The organism is Pseudooctadecabacter jejudonensis (genome assembly GCF_900172275.1).
Classification (GTDB): domain Bacteria; phylum Pseudomonadota; class Alphaproteobacteria; order Rhodobacterales; family Rhodobacteraceae; genus Octadecabacter; species Octadecabacter jejudonensis.
Window position 1 is genome coordinate 461324 of the sequence record NZ_FWFT01000002.1, and the last position, 12410, is coordinate 473733.

At 59.8% G+C, this 12410-nt stretch carries 11 protein-coding genes; 3 read left to right on the forward strand and 8 right to left on the reverse strand.

Translation table 11 applies throughout. The features are described from left to right. Positions 1-65: 65 nt before the first annotated feature. The 5 genes from PSJ8397_RS07385 to PSJ8397_RS07405 all read right to left on the reverse strand — a co-directional run bounded on the left by PSJ8397_RS07385 (position 66) and on the right by PSJ8397_RS07405 (position 4289). Positions 66-893, reverse strand: coding sequence for a flagellar motor protein MotB (locus PSJ8397_RS07385; protein WP_085863943.1), 828 nt, complete (start codon positions 891-893; stop codon positions 66-68). 78 nt (positions 894-971) lie between these two features. After that, positions 972-1733, reverse strand: a complete 762-nt coding sequence (locus PSJ8397_RS07390) for an FkbM family methyltransferase (protein ID WP_085863944.1) — start codon at positions 1731-1733, stop codon at positions 972-974. After that, positions 1730-2134, reverse strand: a complete 405-nt coding sequence (locus tag PSJ8397_RS07395; protein WP_085863945.1) for a DUF6165 family protein — start codon at positions 2132-2134, stop codon at positions 1730-1732. Before PSJ8397_RS07395 ends, PSJ8397_RS07390 begins: the two co-directional genes overlap by 4 nt. Then, positions 2127-3497 (reverse strand): tetratricopeptide repeat protein, encoded by a 1371-nt coding sequence (locus PSJ8397_RS07400; protein WP_085863946.1) that lies wholly within the window; start codon positions 3495-3497, stop codon positions 2127-2129. Before PSJ8397_RS07400 ends, PSJ8397_RS07395 begins: the two co-directional genes overlap by 8 nt. Positions 3498-3500: 3 nt before the next feature. Next, positions 3501-4289, reverse strand: a complete 789-nt coding sequence (locus PSJ8397_RS07405) for a hypothetical protein (RefSeq protein WP_085863947.1) — start codon at positions 4287-4289, stop codon at positions 3501-3503. Positions 4290-4521: 232 nt separating this feature from the next. Between PSJ8397_RS07405 and PSJ8397_RS07410 the strand changes: the two genes are divergently transcribed. The 3 genes from PSJ8397_RS07410 to msrA all read left to right on the forward strand — a co-directional run bounded on the left by PSJ8397_RS07410 (position 4522) and on the right by msrA (position 8027). Next, the gene (locus tag PSJ8397_RS07410; RefSeq protein WP_085863948.1) at positions 4522-6918 is read left to right on the forward strand and encodes a GcvT family protein; all 2397 of its coding nucleotides are present in this window, start codon (positions 4522-4524) and stop codon (positions 6916-6918) included. 155 nt (positions 6919-7073) lie between these two features. Next, complete coding sequence (msrB, locus tag PSJ8397_RS07415) at positions 7074-7520, forward strand: peptide-methionine (R)-S-oxide reductase MsrB (protein WP_085863949.1); 447 nt, start codon at positions 7074-7076, stop codon at positions 7518-7520. Beyond that, positions 7521-8027, forward strand: a complete 507-nt coding sequence (gene msrA / locus PSJ8397_RS07420) for a peptide-methionine (S)-S-oxide reductase MsrA (RefSeq protein ID WP_085863950.1) — start codon at positions 7521-7523, stop codon at positions 8025-8027. Here msrA and PSJ8397_RS07425 read toward each other — a convergent pair whose 3' ends face one another. From PSJ8397_RS07425 to PSJ8397_RS07435, 3 genes are all read right to left on the reverse strand, one after another. Continuing rightward, positions 8028-10019 carry a hydantoinase/oxoprolinase N-terminal domain-containing protein gene (locus PSJ8397_RS07425; protein ID WP_085863951.1) on the reverse strand — a complete coding sequence of 664 codons (1992 nt, stop codon included), beginning with the start codon at positions 10017-10019 and terminating at the stop codon, positions 8028-8030. It lies immediately after the preceding gene. A gap of 88 nt (positions 10020-10107) precedes the next feature. Then, entirely contained in the window at positions 10108-10752 is a 645-nt protein-coding gene (locus PSJ8397_RS07430; RefSeq protein ID WP_085863952.1) for an ATP-binding cassette domain-containing protein, read from the reverse strand. Further along, on the reverse strand, positions 10745-12385 hold the full coding sequence (locus tag PSJ8397_RS07435) for an ABC transporter permease (RefSeq protein WP_200811302.1): 1641 nt from the start codon (positions 12383-12385) through the stop codon (positions 10745-10747). The genes PSJ8397_RS07430 and PSJ8397_RS07435 overlap by 8 nt, the downstream gene beginning before the upstream one ends. Positions 12386-12410 lie beyond the last annotated feature (25 nt).

Consider the following 12410-nt stretch of genomic DNA (forward strand, 5'->3'; position numbering starts at 1 on the left):
ACGACGGTCGTTGCCCTTGCCTAATGCTGAAGCCCTTAATGGCGCCCTAATAGCTAAAATAATTTTTAGTTTTCGACCGCCTCGGTTTTCAGCAACGTGATTTCGATGCGATCGTTGCGCACGGACAAGGCATCGGCATGGGCCAGATCACGGTCGCCGTGCCCGGTCAGGCGGGCCAGACGGTCGGGGTTCAACCCATTTGTGGTCAGAAGGTCACGCACAGCAACCGAACGCCCAGTTGAGATGTCCCAAACAGGATAATTGGCAAAGACAATCGGTGCTGATCTTGTATGCCCTTCAATTGCCACGGGGTTTGTCACAAGGGCAAAAACCCGCGCAAAAACCTCCGACAACTCGATTAGCATGGGGGCAGGCGCGGTGCCGTTGTTCAGGAACAAGGGCGCACCTTCGCGGGCAAAAACCTCAATCACCAAGCCTTCATCCGTCAGCCGTGTGATCACATGACGCAAGGCTTCTTGTTGGATCAGGCTTTCACCGCCAATCCCCAGAAGCTGCGCCTCGACCTCTTCCAAAAGGGCCACCTCGGCCGCTTCGCGCAGGGCCGCGGTCGGGTCCCCTTCGAATGGCGTGCCCCCGTTCAACCCAGTGCCCTCTTGGACCTGGCTGTCGTCTTCCATGGTGTTGGTGCCACCGAACAGGCCATCCCCGCCACCCGAAATGCGGTTCACAGAAATCGTGGGGGAGAAGTAGTCCGCCAAACCCTTGCGTTGCTGTTCGGTCGTCGCATTCAACAGCCACATCAACAAAAAGAAGGCCATCATTGCCGTCACGAAGTCTGCATAGGCCACCTTCCATGCGCCGCCATGATGGCCCCCGCCTACAACCTTTTTCTTACGTTTGATAATGATCGGCGCATTTGATCGGTCGGCCATGGTCCACCCCTTCGGTTCTCGTCAGGGTGGTCAGATAGTCGGCTGAGTGCGCTGGCCTGTGATCGAAATGTGGTCAGCTTAGGGCGAACGCTTAAAATACATCTCATCTGGGCCGCAGAATTCGATCAGATCATACCCATTGTCATCCATGATCTTCTTGATCTCCGGCGTGCCAGTGTTGTTCTCAATCGCCCAGATCGCAATGTCATGATCGGCAAAGGGGAAGGTCTTCAGGCACGCCAACTCCCCCCCTTCGATATCAAGAGACAGAAAATCAGGGTTCACAATCCCAGCCTCATGCAAGATCCCGGACAAGGTTTTTGTCTGCACCTTGTGCGTCGTTTCCTTATGACGTTTGTCTTTGCGCACAGTCGTCAGCAGGTTTTTGTCATAGGTGGCGGCCAGACCTGACATCTGGGTATAGCCTTCTGTGATCTCGATAAAATCGGCCTCCCCTTCTTCGGCTGCGACGGCGACACCAAGGCTTGGCGCGCGGCGCATGACATCGGCTTTGGCCCGTTGGGACGGCACAGGTTCCACCAATGCGCCGGTCCATCCACGGTGGGTTTCCAGAAAAAACGTGTTGGAGCCCGTCACACCATCATAGGCGCCGACATCCACGAACGTGCCCTCGCGCTTGCCCTTCATGACACGGTCCACGACAAAATCCTGTCCGGCCTGTGATGTATAGGCATAGCCTGGCGCCAACATGGACCGCACCTCATGCATACGGCGCACAAGAGGCCCCCGCTTGCGCGATGTTTCTTTTTCCAGCTTGCCGCCCAGACGACGCGCCTCGGCCTGCAGGATCTTGCGGGCTTCTTTCAGTGAATCTTTCATGTTTCTATCCCATGGTCGCTGTAGGATTTTTCCTCAATCAGGGCGGAGCCCAACAGCAGGTTGATGTTCTTTTTCACCTCGGCCCGTTTGTCGTTGGTGACATAGACAGCCCGAGCGAGCCTTACGAAAGTCTGTCCGAAATCCTGGGCCTTCTCGCACTCCCGAATGTCATCTTCAATCACCCAAAGATCAGCGTTGATCCGGTACAGCTCATCCCAAAGCGCCTGCAGCTGCGGTGTATCGGGAATATGTTGGCGGGCGGTGTCCATCAGGGCCGCTTTCTCAACGCGCACGTTGGCCACCTTGTCTGCATCCGCGATCCGCTCTTCTTTCAGACGCAGGATCGTCAGCTTATCGATCAACTCTCCCGGCGAGGTCGGGACAAGGATATGGTCAGTCATGCTGTGAAACCTTTTCGGACAAAGCGGCGGTTGCGGCGGCGAATGCGGACGACCAGTCTTGTGGCCGGTCCTGACGAAACAGCCGCATCGATGGGTACCACGGTGTCGTCTCACCGGCATGTCGATACACCCAAAACGCGTCCCAATGCAGCATGACCCAGGTGGGCACGCCCAGCGATCCCGCAATATGGGCGGTGGCCGTGTCCGACGTGATGATCAGATCCATCTCGCGCATGGTTGCGGCGCAATCGGCAAAATCACGGTCTGTGCTGGCGGTGTCGATGATCAACGCTGCACTGCCGTCTTCCTGATACGCCTCAAGAAACGGGCCCTTATAGAGCGAAAACAGCTGCACGTTGGGCAGCAGGCCCAAGGGCAGAAATTCACGGTGGGTGAAGGACCGGAAGGTATTGCCCTTATAGGTCGCGGACCCTGACCACACGACGCCGACCTTGAACATGTCCTGATGTTGCGCGGTCAGCACCCGCGCCCGATCCGCGGAATCGGCAGGGATGTTCAGAACCGTCGGCGCAGGCACCTGCCCAGCCTCATCCGGGCCGAACACCAACTTGGGCAGATCCATCAGGCTGACCCACATATCAATCGGGTCCGACGGTTTGGCCGCTGTGCCGATCCATTCAACCCCTTGGATGCCGTCCAGCAACCGCAACAACGGTTTCTTCGCCACCATCCTGATCCGCGCGCCTTTCGCGGCGATCAGCGGAATAAACCGCGACATCAGAACCATATCCCCGAACCCCTGTTCGGGCAGGATCAAGAGCGTCTTGCCCTTGACCGATTGCCCCTCCGTCCACTTCGGGACAGGCACCTCAGGCGGGCGCAGTTCATCGCTGTTCCACCGCGCATCATAGGCGCGAAAGGCGGCACCATAGTGCCCCGCACCCAACTGGGCGAAGGCCAGCTGCAACTGAATCTCCGTCTCATCGGGAAACTGATCCACCTTGGGTGTCAGATACGAAATCGCATCCTCATACCGGCCCATCCCGCGATAACAGCGCCCGATCATGGCGTGATGCATCAGATGGGACGGGTCTTTGTCCAACGACCGAAGGCGCAATTCGATAGACTGTTGATACTCCCCCAAATCCGACAGGATGTTGGAATAATTGTTCAAAACACCGGTGTCATTGGGTGCCAACGCAAAGGCGCGCGACTGCGCGATGCGGGCCATCTCATGCTGGCCAGATTTACGATACAACGCCCCCAAATTGGTCCAGATGCCCGCGTCATTTGGATAACGCGCCAAAAACCGTGTGTATCCCTCAAGTGCAACCCGTGTCTGACCCGCCTGATGCGCGTTCACCGATTGCGCGCGGAGTGAGGCGCGTTGGTCCTTTGGCATCCCCTAGCCCTTGGACCGGTTTCGCGCCACCGGCTTCAGCAAGGTGGCAGGGCGACGTTCTTCAGCCGCCTCAAACAAGGAAAACGTCTGGTTTACGTAATTCACGGCACCTGAAATCATCTCCATGTAATCGGTCAGCTCAGGTGTCACCTCAGCCTCGGTGACGACAACGGGCCGATCCGGCGAAGACGTCTCAAAGCTCGCGTAGAACAGCGGCTCCCCCCGTTTAATCTTGATCGGCTTGTCCGGCTCATGCCACTCAAACGCCCACATCAGCGGACGTGGCCAGACGTTGATCGGGAACCGTCCGCCAAACAACGTCCCGGGCAGCTGTTCTTTGCGGTAATGCATGAACGGGCTCAGCTGGGTCATGTAGACCGGCTCATCCGAAATAAACACATAAGGCAACGACAACTGGATCGTCGGCACGCCCTTGGTGCGCCATTCGACCTCATTCGTCAGATGCAGCTTATCACCCAACTTGCTGGCACGGATCGACGATTGCGTCCCCGCCAGATTGCGCAGCACCCCTTTTCCATCCTTGTCACGGGCGAACCCGATATGGATGTCGAACGGGCACTTCACCATGAAATACCGGCTCTCCATGTTGATAACGGCAGGACAGCGCGACGCGGATTTCGCATGCTCGCGGTTTATCTCAACCGACCTGACACGTTCCGGCGCGTCATAAATCACGCTGGCCTTCTTTTCGTTAAGGAACCAACCCACCTGAACAGGCCCGCGCCCTTCGGGTGTCTCTGTGGTGTTTTCAAACGTCACTGACAGGCGCATTTGCGCTCTCCACTCTTACTGCTCTTTTTTGACAGGATAGAATCCCATTGGACGGCACAAGTCAAAACACCCAGGCTGAATAACCTGTCGCAGTGACATCAAAACAGCGCCCGTGGGGCAAAACCATGTCATGATCGATCACCTGTTTTCGACAAAGGATGTCGCAAAAGTTGCTAGACAGGCGATGCCCCCGCTGGTCTCGTGAGGGCCAAACTCAGCGGAAGGTTCAGCCATGAAAGACCAATATCGTGTCGTCGTGATCGGGGGCGGCGTCGTCGGCGCATCGGTTTTGTATCATTTGGCGAAATTCGGATGGACCGATGTCGCCCTTGTGGAACGCAACGTGCTGACCGCGGGGTCATCCTGGCACGCAGCCGGTGGCATCCATGCCCTTAATGCAGACCCGAACATGGCCGCATTGCAAGCCTACACCATCGATCTTCTGTCCGAGGTTGAGGCGGAATCCGGCATCGACATCGGCCTGCACATGACAGGCGGCATCACCGTGGCCTGTGATCCGAACCGGTGGGAATGGCTGCAAGGCGCGCACCGTACGTTCCAGACCATCGGCATCGACGATTGCCACCTGATGACCCCGGATGAGATCAAGGAAAAATGCCCGATCATGGACACCAAGGGCGTGATCGGCGGCCTTTGGGCGGACCGAGAGGGTTACGTGGACACCACCGGCACCGTCCACGCCTACGCCCGCGCGGCCAAGAAACGCGGCGCGGACATCATCGAGCACAACAAGGTCGAAGAACTGCATTGGAAGGGCGACCATTGGCAGGTCGTCACCGAGAAGGGCACGATCAAGGCCGAACACGTCGTCAATGCCGGTGGCCTATGGGCCAAGCAATGTGGCCGCATGGTGGGCCTCGATTTGCCTGTCTCCCCCCTGTCGCATCATTACTTTCTGACCGAGACGATCCCCGCCCTTGAACAGATCGATTTTGAGGTTCCGATGACGGTCGACCTCGAAGGGTTCACCTACATGCGGCAGGACAAGAAAGGCATCCTCGTCGGTATTTACGAGTTAAACCATCAGCACTGGATGATGGACGGCGCCCCGTGGAACTACGGGATCGAACTTCTGCAAGAAGACACCGACCGCATCGAAAACGAACTGATGATGGCGTTTGATCGCTATCCTGCCCTGAATGACGTCGGCATCAGCGATTGGGTCAACGGCGCCTTCACCTTCTCCCCCGATGGGAACCCGCTGGTTGGACCGGTCGAAAGCGTGCCGAATTACTGGCTGGCGTGCGGCGTCATGGCGGGGTTCCTGCAGGGCGGCGGCGTGGGCAAAACGCTTGCGGAATGGATGATCCATGGCGATACAGAGACGGATGCCTGGTCCATGGACATCGCCCGCTATGGCCCGCATCAATCCAACCGCGAATATATCAAACAAACCACCGGCCAATTCTATTCCCGCCGGTTCGTGATGACCTACCCCAACGAACAACTGCCTGCGGGTCGGCCCCTGCGCATGGCCCCCGCCCATGACGCCATGACAGAGGCTGGCGCACGCTGGGGCTGTTCTTGGGGCCTCGAAACCCCGCTGTATTTCGCGCCCAAGGACTTCGTCGAAACACCGTCCCTCAACCGCTCGGACGCGGCCCCGTTCGTGGAGGCAGAATGCAAGGCGGTGCGTGAGGCCGCTGGCCTGCTGGACATCACAGGTTTCAGCCGGTTCGAAGTCTACGGTCCAGGCGCCGAGGCATGGCTCGATAAGATCTTTGCGACCAAACTGCCCAAAGCAGGCCGATCCCGTTTGGCCGTGATGCTGTCCCCCGAAGGTAAACTCAAAGGCGATCTGACGCTCTTTAATTGGGGCGATGGAACGTGGTGGATCATGGGGTCCTACTACCTGCGGCAATGGCACAAACGCTGGTTTGCGGACCACGAAGGCCCAAACATGATCCTGCGCGATATATCGGATGATGTTTGCGGGTTCTCCGTCGCCGGGCCCAACGCCAAGGCCATCCTGCAGGCCATCCAGCCTGACCTGACCCTGCCCTTCATGGGCTGCGGCACGTTTGACCTTGGCCTTTTGCGGTGCAAGGTCGGGCGGCTGTCCGTGACCGGTGAACACGGCTACGAAATCCACTGCCGTGCCAACGAACACATCGCCCTGCGGCGCATGCTGCTTGAGGCGGGCGCGGACCACGGCCTGAAAGAGGTCGGCTTCAACGCGCTGCTGTCCCTACGGATTGAGAAATCCTACGGCATTTGGTCTGCAGAATTCACCCAAGACCGTACCGCCGCGATGACGGGCATGGATCGTTGGGTCGACTGGCAAAAGCCAGACTTCATCGGGCGCGACGCCGCCATGAAGGACCGCGATGCAGGGCCGTCGCAGGTGCTTGTCACGCTAGGCCTCGAAAGCCCCGATGCCGATTGCGCAGGGTATGAACCTGTTTGGTCGGAAGGGGAGCGTATCGGCTTCACCACGTCGGGCGCCTATGGCTATACCGTCGGCCAATCCATCGCGATGGCGATGGTCGATCCGAAATATGCCGAACCCGGCACGGACCTCACCGTGCACGTGGTCGGCAAAGAACGCCAAGCCAAAGTTCTCGCGCCGTCCCCCTACGACCCAGACGGGGCGGCCATGCGCGGCTAAACACGACGCCGGATCGCCTGAACGACGGTCCGGCCCTTCGTTTTCTCGGTGTCGATTGGGCCGTTGGTTCTCGCCTCGGTGAAGCCATTGTAACGAAACTGGAAATCGGAAACCGACGCCCCATATTCAGGCATGAACAGCCAAAGGGGATCACCATGACCAAATATGAGAAAAACCCCGACGTCGTCGCGACCCTGACGCCGGAACAGTATCACGTCACGCAAGAAAGCGGCACGGAACGTCCTTGGACGGGGCCGTACCTCGACAACAAAGAACCGGGTATCTACGTGGATATCGTCTCGGGGGAGCCTTTGTTCGCTTCATCCGACAAGTACGAATCCGGCTGCGGCTGGCCCAGCTTCACCAAACCCATTGAACCCGCCAACATGAACGAGTTGACAGATACGTCTCTCGGGATGATCCGCACCGAAGTGCGTTCAACCCACGGCGACAGCCATCTGGGTCACGTTTTTCCCGATGGTCCGCAAGATCGCGGTGGGCTGCGGTACTGCATCAACGGCGCGTCCTTGCGGTTCATTCACCGTGACGACATGGCCGACGAAGGCTATGGCGATTACATTGATCAAGTGGAGGACGTGTAAATGACTGAACGCGCAGTGCTGGCCGGTGGCTGTTTTTGGGGCATGCAGGACCTGATCCGCAAGATGCCTGGCGTGGTGTCCACCCGTGTGGGCTACACGGGGGGCGATGTCGCGCATGCCACCTACCGCAATCACGGCACCCACGCGGAAGGGATCGAAATCATCTTCGATCCCGCCCAAATGACATACCGTCGGCTGTTGGAATTCTTCTTTCAAATCCACGATCCGACTACCCTCAACCGCCAGGGCAATGACCGCGGCATGTCGTATCGCTCCGCGATCTACTACGTGGATGACGCACAAAAAGACGTCGCGTTGGATACGATCAAAGATGTGGACGCTTCTGGCCTGTGGCCCGGCAAAGTCGTGACCGAGGTCGAACCAGTCGGTGACTTCTGGGAGGCCGAGCCCGAACATCAGGATTATCTGGAACGGATCCCCAACGGATACACCTGCCACTTTATCCGTCCCGATTGGGTTCTGCCGCGACGCGACGCGGCGGAATAATCACTTGGCGATGCGTGGACGGCCCCGTGCCGTGATGCGCATCGTCGCTTCGATGAACATCGTCTGGGCCTCGATCGCCGCTTCGCGCAGGTCGAGGCCTTCGTTTATGCGGATATCTTCGACCCCTGCGGAACGTGCCTTGCCCTCGGCCTGTTCGGTCAAAGCATTACGCAAGGCTGTCAGCGCCGCGTCCTTGTCGGCAAATTGAACCGGTCCTTCTGGCAAATGGGCCAGAAACGCGCCCTCACCCCCGCTGGTCACGGTGCCCTCCGCATGGATGGCCACCTGCCCCACCACCGCACCAACCGCATTGGCCACACCGCCTTCTGCCGGCAGAACTGTGCGGCAGCCCAGCACCTCCCCCACCGCGCCGTAGTAGCTGCGCGCGGAGGCCCCGAGCCCGATCACAGGCATCGCCAGCCCCGCATCCAAACGCACGACATCGCTATGTTGACGCAAGCCTGCTTTCATCAACGCATGACGTGCCAGATCAGCAGGCACGTCCCAACCCTCTTCTGCAAATGCAGTCTCTAACACAGCCTCAGACGTCTGTTTTGTCAGCTGGTCAATGATCTGCTGCGCCAGACGTTCTGCACCCTCTGCAACGCGGTCCCCGCTGCCCATCCGTCGTTTTGCAAACAACGTCAGGGCCTTCCTCGCGGCCTCCCCATCCCACTCGGACAGCCGCCCCAAAACATGGCTCGCGTCTGATGGGGTCACCCCACACATCATGGCAAGGCCACGCCCGATCAGGCGTGCTAGTGCGGGAATCTCAACACGGGACTGAACCGCCGCCGCCCATGGCAATGGCCCCTCCGCCAAGCGCGCCATGACGGCGGCCTCTCGTTTATCCAATCCATCGGGCAGATCGGCTGACGTTGTGATCACAAACCGCGTCGCCTCCTCCGGCGGGGTTTCAAGCGCCATGAATTTATCGAGCGTTTGGTGCACCCTATCCCCGTAATCCTGCGCCAACAGCGACACGGGCATCACGCGGCGCGGGCCAAGGGACAGGCCGCCCGCCAGCCCGTCCAACACTGTGACGTCACTGTCGCCGCCCAGACCAAACGTGCGCATCGCCACGGCCTCAACCATGGTGCGATACGGCCCCACCTTGGCCCCCATCGGATCAATCTGGGGCAGGCCATCGCGCAACAGGCAGACGTCCGTGGTGGTCCCGCCAATATCGCTGACCAGGGCGTTCTGTTCGCCCGTCAACCACTGTGCGCCTGCAATGCTGGCCGCTGGCCCGCTCAAGATCGTCTCGATCGGTCGTTCCCGCGCCAAATCGGCAGAGATCAATGCCCCATCCCCGCGCACCACCATCAGCCGTGCGGTAATGTCCCGTGTCCGCAGATGCGTCTCTGTTGCGGCAATCAAACGGTCTATCAACCCGATCAGACGCGCGTTCAAAACGGCGGTCAGCGCCCGTTTCGGCCCGCCCAACGCCTGGCTCAGTTCATGGGAGCACGTCACGGGAACCCCAAGCCTGTCCCGCACCAGATCACGGGCACGAACCTCGTGATCCGGGTTGCGCGTTGCAAACCGACCGGCAATCGCCACACCGCTGACGCCCTGAAACGTCTCTAACACGGCGGAAAATGTTGTTTCGTCAAACGCAGCGACCTCAGCCCCGGAATGCCCATGTCCGCCCGCGACAAAAGCGACAGGATCATCGCCCAGCGCATCCCGCAGACCTGCCTTATCCAGTTCGCTGTCGTCAAACCCGATCAAGACCAAAGCAACCTTGCCGCCCTGCCCCTCAACCAACGCATTGGTGGCCAAGGTCGTAGACAAGGACACCATCGCAATGTCATCCGCCGCCACATCGCTGGCCTTCAACACGCGATCAATTGCGGCACCGATCCCAATCGACAGGTCAGGCCGCGTCGTCAGCGCCTTGGTGCTGGCCACAATCGCATCGCGCTCATCATCCAGAACGACCGCGTCGGTGTAGGTGCCACCGGTGTCTATGCCAAGCAAAAGCGCCATGTCTTGATCCCCTTTCGTTGGCCCGACGCTATCCCGTCAAACACCACAGTCTTGCCCGCAAACGACGCCTCGGCGTCGGGGAAAGGCGCTAGGTCGAAAGGGCCTCCAACTTCACCAATGCACCCCCTGCGGCGGCTGCATCCTCGGCGTCATGGGTGACCATCAAAACCGGCAATTGCTGCGATTTTGCGGTTCTGAACACCAGATCACGCACCTGCGCGCGCAGTTCAGCGTCCAGCCGCGAAAAGGCCTCATCCAGCAAAAGCGCCCGCGGCTGAGACAGCAACATCCGCGCCAAAGCCACGCGCGCCTTTTGGCCGCCCGACAACGTCGCGGGGTCCCTGTCAGCATAGCCGTCCAGATCAACGTCTTTCAGCGCATCCTCTATGGCCACACGCCGCGCGGCCCGCCCCCCGCCAGACGGCATCCCAAAGGCCAAATTGGCCCCCACCGACATATGCGGAAACAACAGATCGTCCTGAAACAGGATCCCAATTTGTCTGCGATGCGGCGGCAAACCGGTGATGTCCTCCCCATCCAGAACCACCTGCCCCATACCCTTAAACACGGACGGCAAGGTGCCCGTGATGAAGGCCAGCAATGTCGATTTGCCCACTCCAGACGGGCCCATCACTGTTAAAACATCGCCTGGCGCGATGTGGTGATCGACCTCAATCAAGGGATTGCCCGCGCGCAAAATGCACACATTGCGCAGTGTTAGACCCTTATTCATGCAATCCCCTCCGATTACGCCACAGCAATGTCGGCACGACGAGGGCCATCGTAAACGGCACCAGCGCGGCAAGTGTCTGCAACAACCCGTACACCCCAATGGCGCGCCTATCACCGCCAGACGCCAAGGCAACCGCCTCTGTGGTGAGCGTTTCCACACGGCCCCCGCCAATCAAGAGCGTGGCCAGATATTGCCCCACGGACACAGCGACCCCTACGGCCATGACCGTCAAAAGAGGTCGTGTCAGCATCGGCACCCGCACGGACCAGAACACCCGCCACGGGCTTGCACCCAGCGCCGCGGCCACCGTCGCATGCCGCGCGTCCCATGATCGCCAAGGATCCCCCAACGACAAAAAGACGTAAGGCAAAACAAAGACCAGATGTGCAAAAATCACGGGCACGCGGCCCATGTCGGCCCCCACGGTCAGCAGCATCGTCTGCAACCCGGGAAGGAACGCGGTTTGCGGCACCAGCAATGGCAAATACAGCAACAACAGTCCCTTTTGTCCGAACTGCCGATCGCCGCGATGTTCGGCCTCCAGGCAGCCCAAAACCAGCACCAGCGCGATGCCCACAGCGCAGCCCGCGATCAAAAACGTCTCACCCATGGTGGCGAAGGCCGAGGCCCCGTGCCGGTCCCATGACCGCATCGTAAACCCGTCTGGCAAAACATTTGGAAACGACCAGCGCGCGGCGAACGACCAGATCGCAAGGCTCGCCAATCCCAACAGGATCGACGCCGCAGACAAAACACCAAACGCAAGGCCAACGATCCGCCCCGGCGCATCCATCTGCCCGCGACGGCCCGACCAAATCCATCGGCGCCCGAGGGCTGCAACCACACGTTCCCCCAACCACCACGCCAACAGCACGCCCGCCACCAATGCAAATTGCAACAACGCGGCGGCGGCACCTGTCAGGCGCATGGCAAGGTCAGGGTCACTCATCCATTTGACGATTTGCACAGACAAGGTCGGCGGTGTGCTGGGGCCAAGGATCACGGCCACATCCACCACACTCATGGAATAGCCGATGACCACATAAACCGGCAGACGGATTTGCGCATAAACGCGGGGAAAGACGGTTTTCAACCACCCCGTCACCCGCCCGTAGCCCAGCGCCTGCGCGACAAGGATCGACCGGCGCGGTTGCGCCTGTCCCATCGCCGCAATCATCATCAACAGCAGAAACGGGACCTCTTTCACGACCAAACCCGCCACCATCGCAAAGCCCAAAGGGTCTTGCACGATCAGCAGATCAGGGGGGCGGTCCCACCCTGTCAGCCAAGGCGACGTCGCCCGCGCGATCCAGCCTGACGGCACAATCAGAAAGGCCAAGCCGAACGCCGCCGCCGCGTGGGGCACGGACAACAGCGGCGACAACAGGCGTTCCAAAACGCGAAACGACCGCGTCCCGGACCAGCCCGCCACGATGAACGACACAATCAGCAGCGACAGCCCCGTCGCCACGACGCCCGTCGTCACCGACAAGCGGACAGCCGCCCCCAAACCGCCCCAGTCAAACAGGTCGCGGAATGGATCAAGGCTGGGCCCGGTCAAACCAGCGGCAGGCAAATGCCCAAACGCTGGAAGCACCGTACCATAGAGGCCCGCAATCACGGGCCCCAGCATGGCAATCAAGGTTATGGCTGGCAGA